General features: G+C 33.3%; 20 protein-coding genes and 1 pseudogene. 4 read left to right on the forward strand and 17 right to left on the reverse strand.

The window, feature by feature from the left end; all coding sequences use genetic code 11:
- Positions 1-175: 175 nt before the first annotated feature.
- The 4 genes and pseudogenes from BM238_RS06725 to BM238_RS06740 form a co-directional block, all read right to left on the reverse strand.
- A complete protein-coding gene (locus BM238_RS06725) occupies positions 176-4,381 on the reverse strand; it encodes a T9SS type B sorting domain-containing protein (RefSeq protein WP_090079435.1) in 4,206 nt (1,401 codons plus the stop codon).
- 26 nt (positions 4,382-4,407) lie between these two features.
- Positions 4,408-4,707, reverse strand: coding sequence for a chaperone modulator CbpM (locus BM238_RS06730; protein ID WP_090079436.1), 300 nt, complete (start codon positions 4,705-4,707; stop codon positions 4,408-4,410).
- Position 4,708: 1 nt separating this feature from the next.
- On the reverse strand, positions 4,709-5,608 hold the full coding sequence (locus BM238_RS06735; RefSeq protein WP_090079437.1) for a DnaJ C-terminal domain-containing protein: 900 nt from the start codon (positions 5,606-5,608) through the stop codon (positions 4,709-4,711).
- A gap of 91 nt (positions 5,609-5,699) precedes the next feature.
- A pseudogene (locus BM238_RS06740) lies at positions 5,700-7,025 on the reverse strand (hydroxymethylglutaryl-CoA synthase family protein).
- A 176-nt stretch (positions 7,026-7,201) separates the two neighbouring features.
- Here BM238_RS06740 and BM238_RS06745 point away from each other — a divergent pair.
- Positions 7,202-7,549, forward strand: coding sequence for a hypothetical protein (locus BM238_RS06745; protein WP_090079438.1), 348 nt, complete (start codon positions 7,202-7,204; stop codon positions 7,547-7,549).
- Positions 7,550-7,596: 47 nt separating this feature from the next.
- Positions 7,597-8,826, forward strand: a complete 1,230-nt coding sequence (locus BM238_RS06750; RefSeq protein WP_090079439.1) for a dicarboxylate/amino acid:cation symporter — start codon at positions 7,597-7,599, stop codon at positions 8,824-8,826.
- Positions 8,827-9,067: 241 nt separating this feature from the next.
- Here BM238_RS06750 and BM238_RS06755 read toward each other — a convergent pair whose 3' ends face one another.
- The 10 genes from BM238_RS06755 to BM238_RS06800 all read right to left on the reverse strand — a co-directional run bounded on the left by BM238_RS06755 (position 9,068) and on the right by BM238_RS06800 (position 20,300).
- Positions 9,068-9,901, reverse strand: a complete 834-nt coding sequence (locus tag BM238_RS06755) for a hypothetical protein (RefSeq protein ID WP_090079440.1) — start codon at positions 9,899-9,901, stop codon at positions 9,068-9,070.
- 262 nt (positions 9,902-10,163) lie between these two features.
- Positions 10,164-12,668 carry a M1 family metallopeptidase gene (locus tag BM238_RS06760; protein WP_090079441.1) on the reverse strand — a complete coding sequence of 835 codons (2,505 nt, stop codon included), beginning with the start codon at positions 12,666-12,668 and terminating at the stop codon, positions 10,164-10,166.
- Positions 12,669-12,674: 6 nt separating this feature from the next.
- A complete protein-coding gene (locus BM238_RS06765) occupies positions 12,675-12,899 on the reverse strand; it encodes a hypothetical protein (protein ID WP_090079771.1) in 225 nt (74 codons plus the stop codon).
- Between the two features lie 176 nt (positions 12,900-13,075).
- Positions 13,076-13,870, reverse strand: coding sequence for a thymidylate synthase (locus BM238_RS06770; RefSeq protein ID WP_090079442.1), 795 nt, complete (start codon positions 13,868-13,870; stop codon positions 13,076-13,078).
- A 60-nt stretch (positions 13,871-13,930) separates the two neighbouring features.
- Complete coding sequence (locus BM238_RS06775) at positions 13,931-14,371, reverse strand: hypothetical protein (RefSeq protein WP_090079443.1); 441 nt, start codon at positions 14,369-14,371, stop codon at positions 13,931-13,933.
- Positions 14,372-14,416: 45 nt separating this feature from the next.
- Positions 14,417-16,162, reverse strand: coding sequence for a DUF885 domain-containing protein (locus BM238_RS06780; RefSeq protein ID WP_090079444.1), 1,746 nt, complete (start codon positions 16,160-16,162; stop codon positions 14,417-14,419).
- A gap of 187 nt (positions 16,163-16,349) precedes the next feature.
- On the reverse strand, positions 16,350-17,693 hold the full coding sequence (locus BM238_RS06785; RefSeq protein ID WP_090079445.1) for an alpha-amylase family glycosyl hydrolase: 1,344 nt from the start codon (positions 17,691-17,693) through the stop codon (positions 16,350-16,352).
- Between the two features lie 204 nt (positions 17,694-17,897).
- Complete coding sequence (locus BM238_RS06790) at positions 17,898-18,464, reverse strand: IS1096 element passenger TnpR family protein (protein ID WP_090079446.1); 567 nt, start codon at positions 18,462-18,464, stop codon at positions 17,898-17,900.
- A gap of 121 nt (positions 18,465-18,585) precedes the next feature.
- Positions 18,586-19,614 carry a sensor histidine kinase gene (locus tag BM238_RS06795; protein WP_090079447.1) on the reverse strand — a complete coding sequence of 343 codons (1,029 nt, stop codon included), beginning with the start codon at positions 19,612-19,614 and terminating at the stop codon, positions 18,586-18,588.
- An 8-nt stretch (positions 19,615-19,622) separates the two neighbouring features.
- Entirely contained in the window at positions 19,623-20,300 is a 678-nt protein-coding gene (locus BM238_RS06800) for a response regulator transcription factor (protein ID WP_090079448.1), read from the reverse strand.
- Between the two features lie 258 nt (positions 20,301-20,558).
- Here BM238_RS06800 and BM238_RS06805 point away from each other — a divergent pair, with 258 nt between their 5' ends.
- Complete coding sequence (locus BM238_RS06805) at positions 20,559-23,351, forward strand: outer membrane beta-barrel protein (RefSeq protein WP_090079449.1); 2,793 nt, start codon at positions 20,559-20,561, stop codon at positions 23,349-23,351.
- Positions 23,352-23,390: 39 nt separating this feature from the next.
- Positions 23,391-24,815, forward strand: coding sequence for a hypothetical protein (locus tag BM238_RS06810; protein ID WP_090079450.1), 1,425 nt, complete (start codon positions 23,391-23,393; stop codon positions 24,813-24,815).
- Positions 24,816-24,889: 74 nt separating this feature from the next.
- Here the strand turns inward: BM238_RS06810 and BM238_RS06815 are convergent, their stop codons facing one another.
- From BM238_RS06815 to BM238_RS06825, 3 genes are all read right to left on the reverse strand, one after another.
- Positions 24,890-25,177 carry a barstar family protein gene (locus BM238_RS06815; protein ID WP_090079451.1) on the reverse strand — a complete coding sequence of 96 codons (288 nt, stop codon included), beginning with the start codon at positions 25,175-25,177 and terminating at the stop codon, positions 24,890-24,892.
- On the reverse strand, positions 25,178-25,702 hold the full coding sequence (locus tag BM238_RS06820) for a matrixin family metalloprotease (protein ID WP_233741932.1): 525 nt from the start codon (positions 25,700-25,702) through the stop codon (positions 25,178-25,180). It abuts the gene before it with no gap.
- 109 nt (positions 25,703-25,811) lie between these two features.
- Positions 25,812-26,306 carry a ribonuclease domain-containing protein gene (locus BM238_RS06825; protein ID WP_090079452.1) on the reverse strand — a complete coding sequence of 165 codons (495 nt, stop codon included), beginning with the start codon at positions 26,304-26,306 and terminating at the stop codon, positions 25,812-25,814.
- Between the last annotated feature and the right edge of the window lie 22 nt (positions 26,307-26,328).

The raw sequence follows: 26,328 nt of genomic DNA on the forward strand, positions 1-26,328 counted from the left end.
AAATAATTTTTTGTTAATAATCTATTTTGCCCATTATTATTGACTGAAATGTTTTTAACTATCTGATAAACAGTAATCTAAAATAAATTCAAAAAATTTTACTTAAATATTTTTCAAGAATTCAGGTAAAAAAAACTATTAAATTAATTTAATATAGATTAAATATCTTTAAAAACTAATTTCTGTTTTTTAATAAAACCCAACCGGTAAAAATTCTGCCGTCCGGCAAAGTGATAATATACCAGTAAGAATCAGTAGAAATTTTATGTCGATTACTCATGCCATTCCATTCTAAACGCAAATTGCTTTCCTGCTGAAAAACTAATTTTTGAAACCGGTCAAAAACTTTTAAAATTGCTTTTTGTCCGTCAAAAACGTTGAGATCGTCAATAAACCAGGTGTCGTTTATGCCATCACCATTTGGTGAAAATGCATTATTAATATTTAAAATTAAACCAGATTTTGTTAAACCAAGACAGTCTGAATCTACAAATTTTACATAAAAAGTGGTAATTCCAGCCGGTAAATTTTCAAAAACATTCGAAGTCTGAAATGTAATTCCATCTTTGGAATAAAGAATGGTTTTGCTTCCAGTTGCGATAATTGTGATGGAATTTCCTTCTGCAATTAACTGGGTGATTATGGGAACTTCATATTTTATAACCTCGAATTTTGTCGAAAAAGTACAGCCATTTTGTGCGGTTACATTTATTTGATAAGTACCTTCAGTATTAATATTTAAAAGTTCATTATTCGTAGAAACTATTTTACCGGAAGAATCGAGCCACTCAAAACTTGAAATATTTAAACCTGTAAAATCGGGCTGAATATCTACAAAACCGTCCGGACAAAAATAGTAATCAGGAAGCAAAAAAATCGGTGTTTTCTTTAAACTTAAATCTATCTCAACCATTTCCGGACAAAAACCAGTTGCAGAAATTTTAATGAAAATTTTATTATTACCTGTCGTTTCATTAAACAAATAATTCTGCGGATTCGTAATTTTATTAGTAAAATTATTTAAATCAGATAGCGTTAAAAAATAATCGAAAGTGGCGGTACCACTGTAAATAGTGCTTTCAAAATGCGTAAGATCTAAATTCTCAATACTATCGTTTCCTAGATCACAGACATTTATCTGAAAAGGTCCGGCATTATTTAATGTAATTTTTGATCCTGCGACCAGATCAACGGAGGCCACATCAAAACAACCAGGAATATTTTCTACCCTAACCCAAAGTGTCTGTGGCAGATTATTAATATTAAATTTTTCTGGGTTTAAGATGGGATTTAGTAAATTTTGAGCCTCAGTTTTAGAATAATAAAAACTAAAATTATTATCAACGCTTATTTGAGTTACCATATTAGCGGTAAAAGCAGTTAAATCAACATCGTATGAACCGTCCAGATTTTCATCACATATATCCGCAATTGTTGAATTTAAGGCTTTTGGCGGTAAATAAATTTTAAGAAAAACAGGCGCTACAGAATAGCAAAATGTCGTTTTACTTGTAAATCTCACATAAACTGTTTCCGATGAGGTCGAAATAATAAAAGGGGAAAAAATTTCTATTGACAGATCACCGGAATTTGCGTCCGTCTGAGATGCAAAAAAATTGATAGTAAGATCACTTAGCGAAATTGAATTATCATTTTGAATAAAGACCTGTGGCAGAGCATCTTCAAGAGTAAAACTTTCATTTAGATTAAAATCAAAATCACACTTCGCCAGATTGCCGGATTTTAAGATAATTGGCGGTAAAAAGTTTAATTTAATATCAATTTTACTTGAAGAATAACAACCGCCATTTACGAAAATAATTTTTGCATAAACCGTAGAAGATCCCGCCACAGCATAAGTTTGCGGTGAAAAAATAAGCCCTGAAAATAAGTTGGTAAGGGGATCAAAACCAGTATAATATTCAAAAACAACTTTGTCTGAACCATTATAAATTTGTGGTTGAAGGGAAGTCAGATCAAAATTTTCCTGACCATCATTATTATTATCGCACACAGAATTTCGGATCACAGAAATATTTGGATTTACAACGGGCGTTGGAACAAGATTTAAATTAATTTCAAAAATACCGATACAGTTGAAAGATGAAATTCTTACGTATAATTTCGCGGTATTATTAACATTAAAATTAGTGATCGGATTGACATTATTTGTCGCATCATCTTGAGATACAAAGTAAGTAACAGAAGCATTTTGAGTGCCCACAATATTTGCATTAAAATTACTTAAAACCGCGTTTTCTACACCATCATTTTTAAAATCACAAACATTGAACTGGCTTTGAAAAATTACCACATGCACCAGATTTATAGTCAATTTTTGCAAAGCATAACAACCGGAATTATCTAAGAATTTAACGTAAAAAACATTCGAAACAAAGTCTCCGTTGCCCGTTAAAGTTTGTAAATTCGAAATCGGACTTACATCTAAAACAGCATCATTTTCCGTTAAATAATAGGTTTTCGTGATGCCAACCAAAGGATCAATGAGCATATTTTGGGTGTAATCATCGAGATTTACATCAACATCCTGACTTCCATCAAAACAGAGATAAACCGTATTATCATTTGCAACAACTTTTGTAAAAGTAATATCAAGATTTACAGTTGCAATACTAAAACAACCACCGGGAATTTCTGCGCGCGCATAAACGACATATTGCCCTTCTTTTATTGAGTTTAATTTAGAACCGACGCCCGCAAAAGCCTCATTATAAGTGTTATAAAAAGTAAAGACAAGATTTGGATCGGTAGAAATTAATGGACCGATCGTTAAAGCAAAGTCAAAAGGCTCAGTATTGTCATTTTTAAAATCACAGATCGTAAATGGGAAATCCAGCGGCGAATTTAAATTGGGTGACGGTAAAAAATTAATAGTTATTGGACCAAAAATTTCCGAACAATCTGGTGTTTTATATCTCACATAAAACTGTGAACCCTTCGTGATATTAGCGTACGTAATTTCATTCGTATTTCCGGTCGCGTCGGCGGAGGAATTAAAAAAGCTAACTGTATTTTGCGAAGGCAAAAATAACTTTGGTATTAATAACGAAAGTTGATAATTATTTTCTATCCCATCATTATTTACATCACAGATCTCAACTTTATTGGAAATCAAACTGTTGGCAATTAGATTTAAATTTAAAACAGAAGTTCTAAAACAGTTTAAATTAGAAGGATTTTGAACACGAACAAAAAATGTTTTATTATTATTTAAAACAAAATTTTTCGGCTGTGGATTTTGATTATTTTGTGCCTCTGCTAAAGAATTATGAAAGGTAAAAATTAAATTCGCGGGATTTTGTGGTGTAATTTCCGGTTGAAAAGTATCAAGATTAATATTTGTTGAAGTGCAAAAAATCTTTGTGAGATCATCGGCCAAGGGAAAATCCGGTGCAAAACTAACGGAAGTTTGCTGCTGCAAAACAAAATTTGAGTTTGCACAAGTTGCATAATTTGCATTCACCCTATAAATTTCATTTTTTGTGGGACAAACTGTGATTTTGGGACCATTTCCGATAATTTGATTTGAAGAATTTAACCAGGAAATTTGAGGTAAAATCTCATTTCCACTCGGCGTAAATTTCCAGGCTTCCTTATTGGCGGACCAAATACCCGTATTTCTGTTTGGTGGGGAATAGCCGAGATTGCCATTGCCGTCAATAATTCCAATCAAAGATTCCTTAAATTTTGCCTCAGCGCAGGGAATTTCTTTTTCATCCGAAAAAACTTCTATTTCATTTGAACCTTCGCTTAAAACAATTTGCGAAGTGGAAGTTTGGTCGCAACCCACAACCCTACCTTTATAAAAATTAATGATAAATTTTCTGCAAGGCGCCGTTCCAATTGTAGAATAATAAATTTCTGAATCGTCCTGATCAGAAAAAATAAGATCCTGCATCACCCCAAAAATCGAATTTTTCGGCAGCGATATATTCGGATTTTGATTCTGAATATTGGGATAATTAATATTTCCGAGCTGTGAACTTTCGAAAGTTACAATACCATTTGTGCCAACGACAATTTCACTAAAAGAATTTCCAAAAAAGCAGAAATTAAAAGGTAAAACAATTTTTTTAATGAAAAGATCGTCCGCATTTGCATTTAATGCTGTCCCGGAATTGTAGGTTCCATACGGTGAATAATTTTCAGAAGTGACGCTGTAAGACGAAGTTTCATAAAATTTAGGAAATGTGGCGTTTAGATTTAAACATTTTCCAGTCAAAGGATAATTACAGTCAACGACTGGATTTTCATTTCCAAGATCGTCAGTAATTTTGGGTAAATTACAGGTTTGCTGCGCCAGATTTTTTACAAAAAAAACCACAAATAAAAGTACTAATAAATGTGGTTTCGTTTTCATAGCATTAGATTTAAATTTTTACATTTTTAGCGGTCAGTATATGAATCAAGATGTAATTTGAACTGAGACAAATTTCTATTTTCTTCCATTAAATTTTCCATTTTACTTAAAAGATCATGTATAATTTCCAAACCCGGAAGATTTACTTCAAGGTCATAATGCCAGTTTGCAAACCGTTCCAAATTGGGCAATTCTTCATAATAAATGTATTTTATATCGTCTTCTTCAAAAGTTTTTAGCAAGCCAAATTCTTCTAACGAATCTAAAAAATGAATTTCTACATTGTAAAATTTCACTAAATCTGAGTGTGATATTTTTTCCTGCATTTTATTTAATTTTTTGAAGTTCTTCAAATAATTCTTTCTCTTTTGCGCTTAAATTTGTTGGCAATTTTATTTTATAAGTCACCATCAAATCGCCGTTTTCGCCTTCTTTTTTATAAACAGGAAAACCTTTTCCTTTTAAACGGACTTTCGTGTCATTTTGCGTTTCTGGCTTTACTTTTAAATTGACTTCGCCGTCTAATGTTTTAATTAAAACGTCACCACCAAGAATCGCAGTATATAAATCTAACTCAACATCGGCGAAAAGATTATCGTCAATTCTTTTAAAATCCTTATCAGCAGAAATATTGAAAGTGATAAAAAGATCACCGTTTGGTCCACCGTTTTGTCCGGGATTTCCATGTGCTTTTAATTTGATTTTTTGTCCGTCAGAAACACCAGCGGGAATAGTAATTCTCACGCTTTTTCCATTAATAGTAAATGTTTGTTGATGCGTTTTCGCCGCATCTTTTAAACTTAAATTAATTTCAGCCGAAACATCCTGTCCTTTAAATTTATTAGAAGCGCTTCCTCTACTTTGTCCGCCAAAACCGCCACCTTGTCCGCCAAACATACTTTCAAAAAAATCAGAATAGTCTTCGCCGCCACCAAAACCGCCGGATTGCCCGCCTTGATATTGTCTTTGCTGTTGTTTTTGTTGTCGATCATACTCTTCGCCGTGTTTCCAGTTTTCGCCGTATTTATCGTATTTTTTACGATTTTCTATATTGCTTAAAACTTCATTCGCCTCATTCAATTCTTTGAATTTCTGCTCTGCTACTTTATCACCAGGATTTAAATCCGGATGAAGTTTGCGCGCCATTTTTCTGTACGCTTTTTTTATTTCATCCGCGGTTGCAGCTTTTGCGATGCCCAAAGTTTTATAATAATCTATAAATGCCATTTTTGTTTTGTCTTATCAAATTTACTGAATAAAAAAGTATATTTTGTTAAATTTATAATTTAATACTTAATAATTTAAATTATAATTAAATTCATTTAAAACTATAATATCTCGCGCCATGTGACAACGGATTTTCCATTTCAATTTTATCTAAACCAAAACCTGAATAATTTTCCTGAACTGAAATTTTTAATTGTTTTCGATGTAGTTTTTCATAAGTTTCAAAATCAATTTTTTGTCTTTGGTTTAAAACTTCAAATAAATTCCATTTTTTGACAATTTCTTGCCAGTTTTCTGATATTTTTCCTGTAAAAACTTTGGCTTTAGAACCACTTCCGTAAGCAAGAAATCCTATTTCTTTTCCTGTTAAATTTTCGTTTTCATTTAAAGAAGTTTGTAATGCAGAAAGCAAAGCCATAAAAATGGACGCGGTGTACATATTTCCAATTTCGGACGAAGCACGTTGTGAAGTTTCTATTTTTTCATTAATAAATCTTAAATAATCTTCAGATTTTGCAACGGCTTTTTGGTCGTCCAAAGTTTCAAAAGGTAAATTATTTTCAATCGCAAACAATTCCGTAAAAACTCTTTTTCCATGAAACGCATACGGCAAATGGAAAATTAAAAAACGCCAGTTTTGATAAGGTTTTTCAATATTTGTTTGAGATTTATAATGTTCATAAGCTTCACGGATTCTATTTTGGTAACATTGATTTGAATATTGTCCGTCAAATACCGGTTCGTCTGTGTAAATTTCTATTTTGTCCGGCGCAGTTTCCGATAAATTTTGAATTTGGTTTTTGTCAATGATTCTTCTTGGTTTAAAGAAATCAAAAACAGATTCTGTGGCAATTCCCCAGGTATTTTCAAATTCTAAAAGTTGCGGATCATCTGAAACTAAAAGTGCGACAGAACCGCCACCTTGCGTATATTCTCACGAAGAAGCGAGTTCATATTTTGCATAATCTGATGCAATTACAACTGCTTTTTTTCCAGGGTTTACTTTGCAAAAATCAATGCAGTTTTGAAGCGCATCTACGGCGCCGATGCAGGCAAAAGTGAGATCTACAACATCGCAGTTTTTAAAAATTCTTTCGCCAAATTTCTTTGCTAATTTTTCTTCAACCATTTGCATCGCGAAAGTTGCAGTTGGTTTCGCGGCGTCCAAAGCACTTTCCGTTCCCAAATAAATTCTTGAAATTCCTGCAGGATTTACGTCGTAATCTGTGATCAGTTTGTATAAACTTTCTGCGGCAAAAGTGGCTGCATCTTCGTGCACATCGGCTAAAGCCATTTTGTGTAAACCCAAGCCTTTCTCTAATTTTGCGGGTTCAATTCCTCTTTTTTCTGCTAAATCTCTAATTTCTAAATATAATTTCGGCACATAAAAACTTGCCGCCTCAATTCCAATTTTCATTTTTTATTAATTTTTAAATAAAGGTAGGGAAAATTGGGCGCTTAAATTTAAGAGCGTAATAAAAATATAGATGATAAATTATATGAAATTCTTTTAATATTAACAATCATTAATAATATTTTAAAAAAATCCTATATAAAAGTTACGGTCGATTTTCATATTTTCGTAAAAAAAATATGTTTAAAAAAATTTTCGCTCTTGTCATTCTAATGACCTTATTCACTTCCTGCGTTTCTACAAAAGTCAGCTTACAAAATAACTTTGATTTTTCAGTTTTAAAATCTAAGTCAAAATATATCGTAGATACAAAAGATGGAAATAAAATAAGAAGTTTTGAATATTTAGATCAAAACGAAACGCAATTGATCGGTAAACTGGAAGAGAAAAATCTGAACATCGAAAAAACCAATATAACTAAAATCGCAAAATTTAGTGCGGGGAAAACAGTTCCATTGTTAGTTGGCATCGTCGCAGCAGCGATCGTTATTCCTGCTTATTCTAAAAACAAACCGGTTGGACAATAAGTTTATACATCAAATGATTAGAATTAACTTTGATACAAATTATTTAAATGAAAAGCATTTTACAGAATTATTCTAATTTATTACTTTTAATTTTAGGTATTGTTGTGGGAAGTTTCATCGGAATATTTTTTCCTGATGTTGTACCTGCTTTAAAACCGATAGGTGATATTTTTCTAAATCTTTTATTTGTAAGTGTTGTTCCGCTGGTATTTTTTGCTGTTGCTAATTCCATTGCGTCGCTGGAAGAACAGTCAAAATTTGGGAAAATTTTATTGTCAATGAGCTTTACTTTTTTGGCTTTTATTTTAATTGCAGCACTTTTTACCATTTTAGCGGTTTATCTTTTCCCGACAGAAGCGCTTTCTTTTCAAAATAATACACCTTCAGAACTTTTGAAAAGTGATGATAATTGGGGAAATCAAATTGTAAGTTTTTTCACGGTTGGGGAATTTGCGGATCTATTTTCCCGAAAAAATATGTTAGCGCTCTTAATTTTTGCCTTTTTAGTGGGAACTTCTGTCCGGAAATCCGGAAAAAGCGGCGATGCTTTTAAAGTCTTTTTAAATTCTGGTTATGAAGTAATGAAAAATTTGTTACTCTTAATTATGAAAGCCGCGCCCGTTGGTTTGGGTGCTTATTTTGCCTATCAAATTTCCAGCATTGGACCACAACTTTTCGGGTTTTATGCGAAACCTTTAGGACTTTATTATGTTGCCGGAATTCTTTATTTCTTTATATTTTTCACTATTTATGCCTGGTTTGCGCTTGGTTCGAAAGGCATTAAACTGTTCTGGAAAAACAATATTTATCCAAGTGCAACCGCCTTAAGTACATGTAGTAGTTTTGCAACAATGCCTGCAAATCTAGAAGCGGCGCAAAAAATTGGCGTTCCTTCTTTTATCGCCAATATCGTCATCCCAATTGGAAGTACGTTACACAAAAACGGTTCTTCTATGTCTTCTATCATTAAAATATATGTCGCATTTTTAATAATAGGACGGGATTTTTTCGAGCCGTCCAATTTAATTTTGGCTTTGGCTATCACCGTTTTTGTAAGTATCGTTGCAGGCGGTATTCCGAATGGTGGTTATATTGGTGAAATGCTCATGATCTCTGTCTATCATCTTCCACAGGAAGCCATTCCGGCGGTGATGATCATCGGTACTTTGGTTGATCCTTTAGCGACTGTTTTAAATTCGACCGGTGATACTGTCGCGGCGATGGTGACAACCAAACTTTTAGGTGAGAAATTTACGGAACCGCTCAGTGATTTGTGAAGTGTGTAAAAAAAGAGAATTTTTAAAATATTTTATATTTTTTTGATCACGGATTGCAAATTCGCTCTATCTGATTGGGGTTTAAAACTATATTTTGTCATTCCGCAGGAATCTTTGCAAAGTTAATAGCAGCAGTTGAGATTCCTACGGAATGACAAAATAATGGAAAGATGAAAATTATATTATTTTTTAAGCACTAATTATAAATCTGCGCTATCGACGCACTGTTTAGATATGATTTTTAATACCAATTTTCTATATTAATATTTTTTTGAGGTAATGGATAATCTTTATATTTTAATAATAAAGCGAAGGATTCATTTAAATCTATTTGATCATCTTTTGAATTTAAAATTCTTATTAGAAAATAGAATTCCGGATTATCTTGCGAATAAACAATTGCTTCATTTTCCATTTTATCAATTGTTGGAGTTATTTTAAAGTATTTATTTTCGTTATCAAATGTAATTGAAACATTATTTTTATACAGGGTCATTTGTAAATAACCAATATGGCTATTTTCAACTGGAGCAAAAGGATGAGGGTATAAATATCCAAAAGATTCGTTTGTTATAATAAAATCATCTTCAACCCATTTGATTTTACTTTCACAAGATTGAATGAATAGTTCGGCGATTTCCAAAGATTCCCGAATTTCTTTTTCGTTAGGAATTTGATAATAATGTTCAAGTCTATTTCTGAAGTTTCTAGTTTTTGTTGTTAGATTGCTTGGTGAAAATTTTAATGCTTGGATCATCTTCAACTTGTGTGGCAAATCATTATTAACATTGAGACTTTCAATTAATTTTTCAGATGCGCTTGGGATTTTATCGAAGGAAATTCCATAATTATAAAAGATTGTGTCAATTTGACAATCGATTGCTCTTTTTGAGTTAGTTAAAGAATTTACAAATCCTTTTTTATCATTATTATTTAGATCATCTTTAGCATATCTAATAAAATCTCTGGGCTTTAAATCAAAATGTTCTACACTTGATCTTTCAGAGTTATTTTTGATAATAACTTTCGAAAAATCAATTTTTGTAATTTTGAATATTGATAATAAATCTTCCATAATGTTTGATTATAAACGCAGAAATCCATCAAAAATAGGCAATTTTTCTAAAAGTAGAAACTATATTTTGAAATTCTAAAATCCATAATTTCATTACGTTGAATAGAAAAAATACTATTGAAAATTAGCCCCGATAGAAGTGGATATCCTTTTTACAAAAACTGAGCGCGCCGAAAAGGCGCGCTCATTTTTTGTAAAAAGATTGGAACGGATAGCGGGAACTTTTTTCGGAAAAAGCAAAACCGTCTTGCTCCTAAAAAGATTATTTATAAGCCTCGATTGTTTTATTTAAATCTTCAACCTGGGCTTTTAAACTCGCGCTGGAAGGATTTGCTTTGAGAATTTCGGTCTTTTTTGCCAAACCGTCCTGCAACATTTTTACGATCATCATTTTGGCTTGCGGATTTGCTTCAACTTGTCCTTTTGCCTGCATCAAAACTTTCGTAATGTTGTGCGTGGCTTTGGTATTATCCGAAGTCATGATCCAGTTGAAACCTTCTTCGGCTTTCGTTCCCAACTCTAGTTTTTGAAATTTTAAGAAAGGATAGAATGCGACCAGACTTCCAATTGCGGGCATTTGAGCGGTGATTTTATTATCAACAATTGTTGGCAATAGTGTCATCATCAAATCTTCCGATGCCGTGGAAAGATCTAATTTATCTGCCAAAGCAACGACTTTCGCAGGATCTAAACTGGCGATTCCGGCAAGCGAACTGGCTTTTACAGCATTGGAAAGCGCGGACATATTTTTCTCATACCAAGGTAAATATTTGGCGTTCTTCGTTTTTACCAAAGCAGAAATTGCGGAGGACTGAACCAAAGTTTTTGGATCATTTTGCGCTAATTTTTCAACTTCACTTAAAGCCATTTTCGCTTCATCGGCATTTGTTAGATCCAAACCCTCCAAAGCCTGAATTTTCAATCTAAAAAACGGATCTTTTAAACCTGCAACTAATGTTTTCAAGGCTGAAGGATTTTTTGAAGCGTTTTTCGACGCATCTTCGATTGCTAAATATTTTGCCTTAAAGTCTTTAGAACCAAAAAACTGCGTATAATATTGCTCAGGCGTTTTTGTCTCCGTAATATCTGAAACGATCACGCCATCAGGATTTAAATTAATTAAATCCGGCGATTTTGCCGCGGAAAATGTAAAACTGTTTTTTGCTTTTGCATCAACCCAAACGGATTCTTTTTTTGCAACGCCATTTACGAAAACATCAATATCCAATGGAAATTGAAACAATTTGCTATCCGTTTGCGCAATAGAAACCGTCACTTCTTTTTTGACCGGTTCGTAAGAATAAGTGTAGGAAATTTTTGGCTGACCGCTGCCGTAATACCATTGGTTAAAGAACCAACTAAGGTCTTTACCAGAAATTTTTTCGAAGGACAAACGCAATTGTTGCGCTTCGCCGTTGCCGTATTCATTGGTTTTTAAGTAATCATTTAAGCCACTGAAAAAAGCATCATCGCCTAAATAACGGCGTAACATATTTAGAATTCCACCACCTTTGTTGTAAGTAACGCCATCGAAAACATCTTCGCGGGAATCGTACTGAAAACGAACCAGGTTTTTATCTGCATTTTTTGGATCGCGCTTGTATCCGTTGATATCATTCATTTCATGATAATCGGCGGCGTCTTTTCCGTATTTGTGCTCTTCCCAAAGGTATTCAGAATAATTCGCGAAACTTTCATTTACAGTCAAATTGCTCCAACTTTCGGCAGTTACTAAATCGCCAAACCATTGGTGAAAAAGTTCATGCGCGATCGTATCTTCCCATTTATTTTCATCAATAAGATCACCGGCTTTTTGGTAAGCGCCTTCCCCATGCAAAGTTGCCGTTGTATTTTCCATAGCGCCGGAAACGTAATCGCGACCGACCATTTGCGAATATTTTTGCCATGGAAAAGGATAATTTAATCTTGTGGAATAAAAATCGATCATTTCAGGCGTATTGCCAAAAATTCCTTTTGCGTCTTTTTCGTATTCTTTTTCTACGTAATAATCAACCGGCATATTTTTCCATTTGTCTTTTACAATGGCAAAATCACCAATTCCCATAAATAAAAGGTAGGTAGAATGGCGTTTGTCCATCACCCAATGATCGGTTCGTAAATTATTTCCTTCGTCTTTTGAGTCTTTTAAAACGCCGTTTGAAAGCGTTACATATTTCGAAGGAACGGTCATATAAATTTCGTTCGTTGTCTTCTGATTTGGTTTGTCAATCGTTGGAAACCAGGCGGAAGAAGATTCTGTTTCGCCCTGCGTCCAGATCTGTGTTGGTTTATCCGGATCTTTTCCCTGTGGATTAATGAAATACAAACCTTTATTATCTGTAATCGCAGCACTTCCTCCACCTTTTACTTCATTTGGTCGCGCTGTATATTTAATGTAAACTGTATAATCCTGATTTCTATTATACGTTTTATCTAAATTAATTTTTAAAATATCATTCTTATAATCAAATTTTAAGGGCGAATTTTTTCCGTTTTGCGTTAAAGCCACTTCGCTGATCAACATTCCTTTTGCATCCAAAACCAAAGAATCGGTTGGGTAAAAATAGGGACTTGCGGTCAACCATTCTTCGCCCGCCATTTGTTCTTTTGCGTAATCAAAACTTACTTTTAGTTTGGTGTGTTTTAATTCTGTGTGTTTTGTATGTGTCTGTCTGTAGACGGTTGCGCCGGAAGTATCGGTTTGTGCAATAGCATTTGTGCTGACTAAAATTCCGAGAAGACTTACGGAAATAATAAATTTTTTCATTTAAAATTATGGTTTCTTGTTTAAAAAAGTTTCGAAAACATCGTTAACTAAAGATTCGTAATCTCCGTTTTTAAGTTGTTCTTTGCTTTTATTGACTGCTTTTCTAAGATCACTTTCAATATTTTCTTCGTCAAAAATTTCCACAGATTTTATGCCTTTTATTTGAACTAAAAGATCAATTAATTTTTCTGCATTGGCTTTATCTTCGAGATTTATTTTTAGGGATTTCATTTGATAATTTGTTGGATATTTTATAAAATAGTTACAAAATTCATTCGGAAAAAGCATAAGATTTCTTTTTAGCCCCGATTGAAGCGGCATCCTTTTTCTTTAAAAAAAGAAAAAGATACAGCGGAAAGCGGGACCTGATTTGAACAAATACAAAAATTGTGTTGCTCATAAAAAATCTACACTGCAACAGGTGCTTTAATTCCCGGTTCTGGGTTGTAATTTTCTAAGGTGAAATCTTCAAAATTAAAATCAAAAATATCTTTAATTTCGGGGTTTAATTTCATGGTTGGCAATTCTTTTGGCGTGCGAGAAAGTTGTCTTTCTACCTGCTCAAAATGATTATTATAAATATGAACATCGCCAAAAGTGTGCACATAATCGCCTACTTTTAAATCACAAACTTGTGCAACCATCATTAATAAAAGCGCATAACTCGCGATATTAAAAGGAACGCCAAGAAAAACATCGGCGCTTCTTTGATACAATTGAAGCGATAATTTTTCATGGGCCACATAAAACTGAAACAACGCGTGACAAGGCGCTAAAGCCATATTTGGAATTTCAGAAACATTCCAGGCGGAAACAATTAATCTGCGGGAATCCGGATTTTTTTTAATTTGATCAATAACATCAAAAATTTGATCAATCACTTTTCCATCTGCGCCTTTCCAACTGCGCCATTGTGCGCCGTAAACTGGACCTAAATCGCCATTTTCATTTGCCCATTCGTCCCAAATTTTTACGTCATTATCCTTTAAATATTTAATATTAGTATCACCTTTTAAAAACCAAAGTAATTCATAAATAATTGATTTTAAATGGACTTTTTTTGTTGTGACTAAAGGAAAACCTTTAGATAAATCATAACGCAATTGGTAGCCAAAAATGCTTCGCGTTCCTGTTCCGGTGCGGTCGGTTTTATCAGTTCCGTTTTGTTTTATATGTTGGAGAAGATTGAGGTAATTTTGCATGAGTTTTTATGAGTAATGAGTAATCTTAAATCGGTAATTTTTACAAAAATAATGAAATATTTACCAAATGTTTTTAATGATTTGCTCTACATTATTTAAAGAAAATTCTTCACTATTTTTATGATTAATCATTGCTTTTGCCAAAGGACTTTCCGGCGAAATAAGAAATATTTTTTTTTCATTAAAATCAATATTTCCGAGTGAAACGGTAATATAAAATAAACCTGTCGACGTTTCTACCAAAGAACCAAACCCAACTTTTTGCGAAGGCGACATTTGAATTAATTTTAGAGAATTTTTGGCCTTTAAATTTTCATTTAACTGAACCTGCAGATTATTAATTTCCTGCTGTACCATTTCCCGCGTCGTTTCATATTTATCGCCCATCGAACTTTTTGTTTCGTTGTTGGAAGCGCGCGTTTCGGAAATCAAATCTTCTAAAGTTTTAATTTTTAGATTTAATTTCTCGTGAACGATTTTTAAAATTTCGGCTTTTTCCATTTAAGTTTTTAGTTAAAATCCGTATGAAATTTATCGTTTTTAAATTTATTTTAACATCATTTCCCTGATGTATTTTACCGGTGAATTACCATAACTCAAAAACTTTTCATTGAAGGCTTTTACATTAAAAGCAGATTTTTCTTTGTCTTTTATTTCGTTTCGTAGATTGATAATTTCCTGATAACCATTATAATAACTTGTTAATTGAACACTACCTACCGAAACTCTATTCCACTTTCCTTCTGCTTCAGTTTTTTCCTGAAAGGCTTCATCAGTCAGAAGTTTCATCGCCTCGTCTTTACTCATATTTTTGGTGTGCACGCTGTAATCTAAAATCGTATTGCAAACAGATCGCAAATTCCATTTGTACCACATTAACATTAGTTCGGGCGAAGAGTTTCCATAGCCATTTTCCAGCATCATTTGTTCGCCATAAACTGCCCAACCTTCAATCATAGAGCCATTTCCGAACACAGATTTTATAATACTTGGCGATTGATTTGCGTAAACCAATTGCGTGTAATGACCAGGAATTGCCTCGTGAATATCAAGAATTTGCAACATATAATTATTGTATTCCCGCAAGTAACTTTCAGATTTTTCTTTAGACCAGCCACTCAAACTTCCTACATTATAATAAGTGTCACCGTCTTTGTCATAAGGACCGGGCGCACTAACTGAAGCGCCGGCAACTCCTGCCATGTACGCAGGTTCTTTTCGTACGATTAACGGTTTTGAAGGGTCTAAATAAAGTAAATTTTTATCATTAATGAATTTTACCAAATCAGGAATTTGTTTTTCAATGGCAGATTGAAATTCTTCCGGTTTCACGTGTTGTGAAGAAAGCGTGTCGAGAACTTTACGTATTAATTGGAAATCTGAAGTTGGTGTTTTTTGATTACCGTAATATTTTGGCGACATTTCTTTCGCCAATTTTGCCATTTCTGTGTGGATAAAAGTTTTTCGCTTTAATGCCAGTTGGTATAATTCTTCTGCTGAAAAAGAAGACTGAATATTATATCTAAATTTTTGATCATACAATTCTTTTCCCAAACGAAAATCACGTCTTTCAGTCGGTTTTAAATTTTTTAGCCAAGCAATGTAATTTTTGATCGATGTTGCTGCGGCTTTTGAAGATTTTAAAACTAAATTTTTATCTGCTTCCGAAAGTTTGGAAACCTTTACAGAATCCTGAATGTTTTTTTCGAAAATTTCTAATGAACCTTCGTTTTGAGCAATCCCCAAATTCTGCAAAATTTCCACCGGATTTTTGATGTTCTCTTTTGCACTTTTAAAATATTGCGGAACTAATTCTGCCTTTTTTTGAAAACTTTTTAGCCGAACTTCCAGCGGTGCATATTTGCCAAATAGAGTTTGTGCAAAAATCCCTCCCACATTATAAGAACCCGGATTCCATTGCCAACTTCTCAACTCATTTGTGCTCCAAACAATTTCATTGAGTTGATCTTCAATTAAATGGAAGTCTATTTTGTTTAAATCACTTAATTCATTTAATGAAAATTCATTTAATTTTAAAAGGTATTTTTTAGCAAAATTAAGGTCAGAATTTCTATTCTCTAAATTAGGAATTGTCAGCACCGCGTCATATTTATGAAGTCCGCTATACACAGAACTCTCTGGAAACTGCGCCCAATAATCATTCATAAATTTATTTTCAAATTCTGTAAAAGTTTGATTTTTATCAGTTGAAATCTTATTAGAAGATGAATTTTGAGATTTTGAAATCCCAAAAATACTTGAAATACAAAGAATTATTATAAATTTTTTCATTTTACTGCTTATTTATGCTTTATGAAAGTTGTCGAGATTAAGTCTTAAAATTTTCAATTCAAAAATATTGGTTTAATATTAAACATTTAAAAATAAGATTAATTTTGGCTAAAGCCAATTGCAAATTTTTTAAAATAAAAACGGGCTAAAGCCCGCTTCTATTGATCTTTATATTTTGAAAATTAATTTATTTCACAAAAACATCGTAACCCGAAATTTTCATTTCAAAGTTTTTATTAGAATCAAAATCTCGATTTTCTTTGCTAAATAATTCTTTAAATTTCCCTGAAACTTCCGAATCATTTATCGTAAAATTGACATCTTCTTTGGACATATTTAAAACTACAAAAACCTCATCTTTTCCATTTTTGCGGATGTAAGCCAAAATTTTATCATCGGCGGAAGTTTTTACAAAATAAGTTTTCACATTAGAATCTCCACCTCGCAACGCGGAATTTGTTGATTTTAAAGCAAATAAAGTCTTGTAAAAATCGGCTAATTGATAGGTTCCGTTCCATTCGATTGGGTCTTTATCAAAGAATTTTAAACGTTTCATATTTGGCAATTCCTGTCCGGAATACATTAACGGAACGCCGTTCCAGGTGGCAGAAAATACGGCCAAAGGTTTTGCTATAACGCCATATTTTTCATATTCTGTGCCGTTCCAGGTATTTTCATCGTGGTTTGCAGTAAACCAGGCGCGCATAGAATTGTCACCCAGCGCAGAATATTTGCTTAAAAGATCGCGTAATTCTTGTAAAGGTTCATTTTTACTGTAATAATCAGCCGTTTTGTGCATCCAGGTCCAGGAATAACTGGCGTCAAACACTTTTCCATATTCAGGATTTTCAAGTTCATCAAATTCCCCTAAGAAAAATAAAGGTTTAATCTTTTCAACTTCTGGTCTTGCCTGTTGCCAAAAATCAACTTCTACCCAACTTGCCAGATCACAACGGAAACCATCAATATTGGTTTCTTTCACCCAATATTTCATCGCATCTATCATTGCTTTTCGCAATTCTGGTTTGCTGTAATCGAGTTCTATAATATCGTCCATTCCACTTGCGCGATGAAAACTGCCGTCCGCGTCGTGCAAAAAATATTCTGGATGTGATTTTGTCCAAACATGATCCCAACCGGTGTGATTGGCAACCCAATCAATAATGACGTTGAAACCCTGTTTATGTGCTTCAATAACCAATTTTTTAAAATCTTCTAAAGTTCCAAATTCGGGATTAATGGTGGTATAATCCTGCGCCGCATATTGACTTCCCATGCTTCCCTTCTTCTCTTTTTGCGCGATCGGTGTAATAGGCATGAACCACAAAGTTTCTACACCCATTTTTTTGAGTCGCGGCATTTCTTTCGCAAACGCGTTGAAAGTACCTTCTTTAGTGTATTGGCGGACATTTACTTCGTAAATATTGGTTGTGTGTTTCCGCTCTTTTTGTGATTTCATTTTAGTTTTATTTTCATTAAAACAGGCTATTATTGCTAAACTTGCGATGGCAAGCAAAATTATTTTCTTCATTTTTAGTGAAATTATGTCTATTTAATTGTAAAAAACAGATCGAAAGATAGCGAATTTTTTTAAAATTATTGAAGTAAAATTTTGCAATTTATAGAAGCTTTATAAATGTAAAAGGCAAATAATATTTGAAGATTTGCTTATTCGTGGAAATTGCTTCAATTAATTTTTAAACATAAAAAAACCCGAAAAAATCGGGTTTTATATTTAAATATCTTCTTCTATTTCATCATTGTATCCATCATCGAAATCGTCTTCATCATCATCAAAATCATCTGTGTCTTCTTTGAAATCAACATCGTCCAAATCATCAAAGTTCATTTCTGCCGTAGGTAATTTTACCACTTTAGAATTAGATGAACCGCTTTTATTAGGCGCTTTTAAAGGCACTTTTCCAAATCTGAATATCGTGATCGGATAAATAACAGCAGGTTTTTCCGGTTCTTCTTCTAATAATTCACAGAAAAATTCCCAAAGATCCATAAAACCATAAGTGAAACGCATTTTTGCGCCAATTTCCGGAAAGCCTTCATTTAAATAAATGTCTGACATGATCTCGCCATCTCCATCATCGCTCATATCTTCCAACGGAACGGCTTGCAATTCATTCCAGTCATTATCAGAAAAAAAGAAAGAAGAAAGCTCATCTCCAGGTAAACTGAACGCACTTTTTATTCCCAAATGTAAATTCCATAAAGTCTGTTTATCTTTAATACTGATGTCCCGAAATATACTTTCCTTAGCATCTAAAATCACCCTAATCTTATATACCATGACTGAAAATTTATTTTATTTTTATTTGTATTGAGACTGCAAATATAAGACAATTGAAAATTGACCAAATAATAAAAAGGTCTTTTTTTCTAAAAATAATTTTTGTAATTGTGCCGAAAATTTAGGCTAGATTTAAAAGAAAACTGAATTTCGTGCCTTCTAAATACTGACTTTCCACACGGATATTTTCCTGATGCGCTTCCAAAATATGTTTCACAATAGCCAAACCAAGTCCTGAGCCGCCGTTTTGTCTACTTCTACTGCTTTCAACGCGATAAAATCTTTCGAAAATACGGGGCAAAAGTTCAGGTTTAATTCCCATACCATTATCGGAAACTTCTACATAGACTTTATTCTTTAAAACATTGGTTTTAATGGTGATCTGCGCTTTTTCGCGGTTGGAATAATATATGGCATTTGATATTAAATTGATCAAAACCTGAGAAATTTTTTGCTTATCGGCACTTACAAGAATTACTGGCTGGGAATTTTGAAGCGTCACTTTAGACTGTTTTTTTTGAGCCTCAAATTCAAGCAGTTCAATGATCTCTTTCACGACAATATTAATATCAAAACTGGAAATATTAAGAGAAATTTCGCCACTTTCGTATTGGTTTATCATATCTAAATCCTGCACAATTGAAAGCAGTCTTTCTACGGATTTATCAATTCTTTCCAAGTATTTATCTCTGATATTTAAATTTTCAACGCCGCCATCAAGCAAAGTTTCCACGTAACCCTGAATTGAAAAAAGCGGTGTTTTCAGCTCGTGCGAAACATTTCCGACATATTCCTTGCGGTAAATTTCCATTTCCTTTAAAAACCCAACTTCTGTGGCATTTTGCTCGGCAATCGAAGTAATTCTTTCCCCTAATTGTTGAAAACTGACAACTTTTTCCTGTGTTACGAGATCTTCAGGTAAAAAATCTGACATTTTGCGGATCTGGCGCTTACCATAATAATTGAAAAGTAGATCTAAAACAGTATAATTGACGACCAGCATAAATACAAAAGCGCCAATAATGCTGTATAAAAAATCACGGTCAAAACTGTCTTTTATGGTGTGCGAATAATCAAATAGAAGCGACACCAAAAGCATCACAACTGTGAGAAAAAGACCCGCAAAAAAAGTAAGTTTATGAAACCGCATATTTTTACTTAAAGTACCAAACGGTAACCGACGCCTTTGGAAGTCTGAATAAAATTTAAACCAAATTTTTCCCGTAATCTTCTTATATGGACATCAATTGTTCGCTCACCAACAACCACTTCGCTTCCCCAAACTTTCTCTAAAATTTCTTCACGTGTAAATACTTTATTTGTGTTTGACGCTAAAAGATGCAACAGATCAAATTCTTTTTTAGGCAAAAGAAAAAGCTGACCATTTTTTGAAACGCGAAAATTTTCTTTATCAATGACAAGATCTTTTATCTCAATAACAGAATTACTCTTAAATTCCTGATTTGTCAGTTTTAATAAAGCATTTATTTTGGAACGTAAAATTTTTGGCTTTATCAGTTTTACGATGAAATCATTTGCACCTGCCTGATAACCTGCTAATTGTGTATATTCTTCGCTTCGTGCGGAAAGAAAAACAATGAGTGTTTTGTCTAATTTTTTAATGGCGCGCAACTCCTGACAGGTTTCTATGCCATCTTTTTCGGGCATCATCACATCCAGCAAAATGAGATCGGGGATAATTTCTTCTGCCTTTTTTACACCTTCTATTCCGTTCAGCGCGGTAGAAACTTCATAACCGTCCTGCTGCAGATTATAAGAAATGATCTCCAAAATATCCGGTTCATCATCAATCAGTAGAATTTTCTTGCCTTTCATGCTTATTATTTATTTTTTCAAGGTCTTATGACACCGCCTTCGTCATCAGGATTTCTGTATAACTTTTTTACAGACGATTTCATTTTTAGTTTAACCTCAAAGGTAAAAAATTAGAAGCTTGGTTTAAATTAAAATATCAAAGTTTACAAATTCTTAACATAACCCGAAATTATTAAAATAACGGTAACAAAACCTTAAAACTGATTCAATACAGTTGCTGAAAAAAACCAATTCCTTTGTACTGAAAATAAAACAAAAATGAATCGTAACATTCAGAAAGCCGCCCTATTTTTTACACTATTTACAAGTGGCGTTGTATTCTCCCAAACCCATGTTTTAGAAGGCAGAGTTCTTGATGAAAATGACAATACGCCAATTCAGGGTGTTGTGATAAAGGTAAATAACACCGATTATGTTACAGATATTTCCGGCTATTACTCAATCTCTCTGGATGCTAATAAAACTTACATTTTAGCAATTTCATCGAATGGTTATCAAAGTAAAGAAATCGACGACGTTATTATAAAACCTGAAGAAAACACACATTTAGATATTGTTTTAGGCAGAGTTTCGGCGAAAGAAAATGCGATTGAAGGTGTTGTGATAAAATCAACAGCACGGAGAGAAACAATCGCTTCTACAATCTCACTTCAAAAAAATTCTGGTGTTGTATCGCAGGTGATCGGCGTAGAAGCTATTAAAAGAAGTCCAGACAGAAATACAGGTGAAGTTTTAAAAAGAGTTTCCGGGATCAGTGTTGTAGATGGAAAATATATTGTGGTAAGAGGTTTATCAGATCGGTACAACCAGGCAATGTTGAACGGTATTCAACTTTCCAGCACAGAGCCGGACCGAAAAACCTTTTCTTTCGATATTTTTCCTTCTAGTGTCATAGAAACGCTTGTCATCAACAAAACCTTCATTCCTGAATATACTGGTGAATGGGGAGGCGGACTTATTCAGGTTAACACGAAAGATGTCCCAAGCAAGAAATTTTTTAACGCCCAAGTTGGTGTGGGTGCAAACTCTATCACAATAAACCGCGAATTTTTAACCAATAAAGGCGGAAAATTTGATTTTCTTGGAATTGACAGCGGTTACAGAAAATTGCCTGCAGGTTTTCCTTCAAAAAATCAATTTAATATTTTAAGTGACGAGCAGAAAACAAAATTTGGAAGTTTATACGCGAAAAATTTTGGTTTCGGCACAATTGGATACCCAGAAAATGAAAGTTTGCAGTTAGACGGAGGTTTTAACACAAAAATTTTTGGTAAAGATTTGGGTGTTATCGCTGTTTTTAATTACAATAACAACAAAAAAAGGACAGAGACAGTTAATAGGTTTTTCACGATAAATGATCAAAATGCGAATGTTAATTTTGATTATAATACTGAAAAATACAGCAACGATATTATTTTGGGCGGACTTTTAAATCTTTCACTTAAATTTAACAGCAACAATAAAATTTCCCTTAAAAACATCATCACAAATACCGGAACAAGCAGTGTTTCAATGAGAACTGGAAAGGATTTTGAATTTGATCCGGTGAACGGAACAAATATTTTAGCTAGAGAACTTAGCTTTAAACAAACATTGTTTTACAACACAACGCTTTCAGGTAATCATAAAATTGATGCTTTGGGTGGTGTTACTTTTAACTGGTATGGCAGTTTTGGTATTTTGGATCAATATATTCCGCAACTGCAGAGATTACAATATAACGAATATCCAAATCTAACGGGAAGTCCTTATATCGCTTTAATTTCAAGTGGTCTATCACAAAAATCAGGAAGTTTTTTCTACTCTACTTTAAACGATTATCTTTATAATGGCGGCGGCGATCTATCAAAATCATTCGAATTATTTGGACAAAAACAAACGGTAAAAGGTGGATATTTATTTCAGGTAAAAGATAGAATTTATAATTCAAGACCGTTTTCAGCACAAATGAATGGTTTTAACCAAAATATTTTAACCCAACCATTTGAAACCATTTTTAACGCTGAAAATTTCGGAACAAATCCAGGGCAGTTCAGCTTTGATGAAATCTCCGGAAATCAGTATCGATATATTGCAAACACCATTTTAAACGCAGGATATTTACAGTTTGACAGTAATTTTAATCCTTGGTTACGGGCAATTTATGGTTTAAGAGTTGAAAATTTTGATCAGTTAGTGGGAAGTACAAAAAGATCAGATAACCGATTTGTAAATACCAATGTGACAGATTATATGCCTGCTTTAAATCTTACAGCGAAACTGAGCAGCAAAATGAATCTAAGATTAGCAGGATCGCAAACTGTGGTAAGACCGGAGTTTAGAGAGCTTTCACCAGTTGCTTATTACGATTTTGATCTGGGCGCAACGGTTGTGGGAAATAAAGAACTTGAACGGACAAAAATTTCAAGTGCGGATATCAGATGGGAATATTACCCGAGAAATGGTGAAATTATTTCTGTAGCAGGTTTTTATAAGAATTTTAAAAATCCTATTGAACTTTACTTTAATCAATCCGGCGTTGGGACGAGTAATACTTTTAATTATTTAAATGCTGATAAAGCCAATGCTTACGGCATCGAATTCGAACTTAGAAAAAAACTTGACTTCGTTTCAGCTTTAAAGAATTTCACTTTTGGTGGCAATGTCGCACTGATTGACAACAAAGTAACGGATCAAACAACCAATATTGACCGACCAATGCAGGGTCAATCGCCTTACACAGTAAATTTTACACTTCAATATGACAGTGAAAACTCCGGCATCAGTTCTACACTTTTATTTAACCAGATCGGAAGAAGAATTTTATATGTAGGAAATGATCAGATTCCGCCAATCTGGGAAAACCCAAGACCACTTTTAGATTATCAAATCGCAAAAAAAATATGGAATAAAAAAGGTGAGATCAAACTAAATATTTCTGATATTCTTAATCAAAAAGCAAAATATTACCACGATCTGAATGCCAATAAAAAATACGATAGCAGCGATGCTTTAGCAATCGAAAGAACAACGGGAACAAATATCAGTTTGACTTTAGGATATAATTTTTAAATAATAAATCAAATAATTAAAACAATAAAAAATAATAAAATGAAACTAAAACATGCTTTTTTATACCTTCTTACGGGAAGTTTAGCAATTGTCTCCTCCTGTAGACAAATTGAAGAAGATGGTGAAACAATCACTAACAACACTGGCACCGGAACTTCGCCAGCAACAGAGAACCTTATATTAACAGGGAAAATCACAACAAGTATCACTTTAAAAGCTAATAATACTTACAAATTAAGAGGTTTGGTATATGTGACCAATGGCGCAACACTAACTATTGAACCGGGAACTAAAATTGTTGGTGAAGCCGATAAAAACGGTGGATTGATCATCACGAGAGGTTCAAAAATAATGGCACAGGGAACAGCAAGTAATCCAATCATTTTTACATCTGATAAACCAAGTCCAAAAAGAGGCGATTGGGCAGGTGTAATCATTTTGGGAGCTGCGCCTACAAATGCATCATTCAATGGAGTTCAAGGTGTTGGAGAAATTGAAGGCGGTGTAAATGATTCTGCGGGAAGCGGACTTTATGGTGGAACTAACGCAGCTGATAACAGTGGTGTTTTAAAATATGTAAGAATAGAATACGCAGGTTACGCATTTTTACCGGACAAAGAGATCAACGGATTGACTTTTGGAGGTGTTGGTAACGGCACAACGATAGATTATGTTGAAGTTGCTTACGCAAACGACGACAGTTTTGAGTGGTTTGGTGGAACAGTTAATTGTACACACATTATTGCTTACAAAGGTTTGGATGATGATTTTGACACAGACAACGGATATTCTGGAAAAGTGCAGTTTGCGATTGGTGTAAGAGATCCTTTGGTAGCGGACGTTTCTGGCTCAAATGCTTTTGAATCTGATAATGATGCAAATGGTTCTGCTTTAACGCCACAAACATCTGCAATTTTCTCAAATGTGACGATCATCGGACCAATTCAGTCTACTTCAGCTTCTACAAACGTTGCAGGAATTAACTCTCTTTTTCAAAATGCTTTACAGATCAGAAGAAATTCAAGTATTTCTGTCTTTAATTCAGCATTTGTGGGTTATCCAGTTGGTTTATTTATCGATGCTTCGAAAGGAACAACTACAGACAACAACATCACAAGTGGAAAACTTGTTTTTCAAAATAATGTGATCGCAGGTTGTGTTACGAATTTCAAATATGCAGCTTCATCCACGACGCCAACAGGTTATTCCACACAAAGCGTTCAGGATTTCTTTAATGCAAATAACAATAGTGCTTTAACGTATAGCGCGGATATCAAATTTTCAGGAGCTTATGCTCCGGCAGGAACAACTCCTAACTTTTCTCCTGCAGCAGGTTCGCCATTATTAACTGGAGGTTTATTTACAAATGCTCTTTTAAGCGGATTTACTTCTGTTACTTATAGAGGAGCAGTAAAAGATTCCAATGATTTTTGGTATGCTGGCTGGACCAATTATAACCTGTAATTCAAATTAAGTTTTTCATTTTTCATATCAAAGAAAATCCTGCATTTTGCAGGATTTTTTTATGTTTAAAATTTTTAATCTAAATCTTCAAATTGTTCCAGATAATAACTGAAAGAAAATTCGTCACTTTCGAATTCTACATCTTCCAATGTTTCGAGTAATTCCTCGAAAGTTTCCAACTGATCGACGCTCATATTTGTAAACTCAATGTCGAGAGGCATTTCCAGTTCACCAGAAATTATATCTGCAAGTGCGTCCAGATTATCGCCAAAATGAGCAGGCAATTCTATTTTTGATTTTAAAACTTCATAAAATTCTTCGTAATCACCGATGTTTGTGAAGTCTATTTCTATTGTTTTCATTTAATTAAATTTCCAGTTATTTGTTTTTAAATAGGCTTTGCATTTATCGCAAAAACCTGTCTCTTCATTTGTAGGATTTCCCCCTTCTGCGTCACGCATAAAACAAGTTTTATTTGGGCAATGTTTTAATCCCAAAGTATGACCTAATTCATGAATTGCAATTTTAAAAAATTGCTCATTATTTCTCTTATCTAATCTAAAATTTGAAGCAACACAGGCTTTTCCCGGTCTATAACCTAGACCCATAATTCCAAAATCAAGATTTTTGCCTTTGGTTGCACTAATATCTTTTGATGTTAACCCTAATTTCACAAAGCCAAACTCAGTATTTTTATTTAAATATTTAATAATTAAATCTGCTCTGTAACGATTTCGTGGTAAATAATATGAATTTTCAGGAAAATCAATTGGTTTTAAGATTTCTACTTTTGGAGAGAATTCTTTAATTTTTATTGCAATTTCATTCGCATCTTTTATATTCAAATCCTTAAATGGCTGAATAAGAATAATTTGTTCTTTGTTCAATTTTAAAATAAATTTATCCTTTGAGCAAGATAAAAATAAAGTTAAAATCAAAAAACATTTCAAATATATTTTCAAAAATTCACTTTTAACAATCAATATTTATTATTCCCTACTGCTTCTGAAAACTCTTATAATGATCAGTAGTCAAATAAACTTCGCCGCTTTTTGTAAAAATAATTCTGTCGGCTTGCCTGTTTCCACAATGGTAGTTGACGTCGGCTTCAAAATATTTTTCACTTTTTGGCAGTTGTTTTTCTCTGTTGCCAAAAAAATCGCCACCAATTGCTTTCCCCGGTAAAACTTCGCAAAGATTTCCTTTTGAAGGAATCCAGCCTTGTTTTTTTGCTTCGTTCTTTGTTAAATAAAAATCAGGCAAATGGTGATTGTCTTTTACATAAGAAATTACTGTTTCAGCTTTTGTAATTTCAAAAATATTACCTTTTTTATTCTGGATGTCTTGTTTTAAAACTTCAGTTTTTACACTTTTTTGAGTTTCAGTTGTAATATTTTTTTTAGGAAAACCATTAAACATGTACATCACAGCAAACATTCCCATTCCACCAAATAAAAAAGCGAGGAAGATTTTTCTTTTTTCAGAATTCATCAATTGTATTTAAAATTTTTTA

It is taken from the genome of Halpernia frigidisoli (assembly GCF_900113805.1).
Classification (GTDB): domain Bacteria; phylum Bacteroidota; class Bacteroidia; order Flavobacteriales; family Weeksellaceae; genus Halpernia; species Halpernia frigidisoli.

Bases quoted from the DNA above. Each gene is read 5' to 3' on its own strand.
- BM238_RS06725 (WP_090079435.1), bottom strand. From the start codon at position 4,381: ATGAAAACGAAACCACATTTATTAGTACTTTTATTTGTGGTTTTTTTT.
- BM238_RS06730 (WP_090079436.1), bottom strand. From the start codon at position 4,707: ATGCAGGAAAAAATATCACACTCAGATTTAGTGAAATTTTACAATGTA.
- BM238_RS06735 (WP_090079437.1), bottom strand. From the start codon at position 5,608: ATGGCATTTATAGATTATTATAAAACTTTGGGCATCGCAAAAGCTGCA.
- BM238_RS06745 (WP_090079438.1), top strand. From the start codon at position 7,202: ATGTTTAAAAAAATTTTCGCTCTTGTCATTCTAATGACCTTATTCACT.
- BM238_RS06750 (WP_090079439.1), top strand. From the start codon at position 7,597: ATGAAAAGCATTTTACAGAATTATTCTAATTTATTACTTTTAATTTTA.
- BM238_RS06755 (WP_090079440.1), bottom strand. From the start codon at position 9,901: ATGGAAGATTTATTATCAATATTCAAAATTACAAAAATTGATTTTTCG.
- BM238_RS06760 (WP_090079441.1), bottom strand. From the start codon at position 12,668: ATGAAAAAATTTATTATTTCCGTAAGTCTTCTCGGAATTTTAGTCAGC.
- BM238_RS06765 (WP_090079771.1), bottom strand. From the start codon at position 12,899: ATGAAATCCCTAAAAATAAATCTCGAAGATAAAGCCAATGCAGAAAAA.
- BM238_RS06770 (WP_090079442.1), bottom strand. From the start codon at position 13,870: ATGCAAAATTACCTCAATCTTCTCCAACATATAAAACAAAACGGAACT.
- BM238_RS06775 (WP_090079443.1), bottom strand. From the start codon at position 14,371: ATGGAAAAAGCCGAAATTTTAAAAATCGTTCACGAGAAATTAAATCTA.
- BM238_RS06780 (WP_090079444.1), bottom strand. From the start codon at position 16,162: ATGAAAAAATTTATAATAATTCTTTGTATTTCAAGTATTTTTGGGATT.
- BM238_RS06785 (WP_090079445.1), bottom strand. From the start codon at position 17,693: ATGAAGAAAATAATTTTGCTTGCCATCGCAAGTTTAGCAATAATAGCC.
- BM238_RS06790 (WP_090079446.1), bottom strand. From the start codon at position 18,464: ATGGTATATAAGATTAGGGTGATTTTAGATGCTAAGGAAAGTATATTT.
- BM238_RS06795 (WP_090079447.1), bottom strand. From the start codon at position 19,614: ATGCGGTTTCATAAACTTACTTTTTTTGCGGGTCTTTTTCTCACAGTT.
- BM238_RS06800 (WP_090079448.1), bottom strand. From the start codon at position 20,300: ATGAAAGGCAAGAAAATTCTACTGATTGATGATGAACCGGATATTTTG.
- BM238_RS06805 (WP_090079449.1), top strand. From the start codon at position 20,559: ATGAATCGTAACATTCAGAAAGCCGCCCTATTTTTTACACTATTTACA.
- BM238_RS06810 (WP_090079450.1), top strand. From the start codon at position 23,391: ATGAAACTAAAACATGCTTTTTTATACCTTCTTACGGGAAGTTTAGCA.
- BM238_RS06815 (WP_090079451.1), bottom strand. From the start codon at position 25,177: ATGAAAACAATAGAAATAGACTTCACAAACATCGGTGATTACGAAGAA.
- BM238_RS06825 (WP_090079452.1), bottom strand. From the start codon at position 26,306: ATGAATTCTGAAAAAAGAAAAATCTTCCTCGCTTTTTTATTTGGTGGA.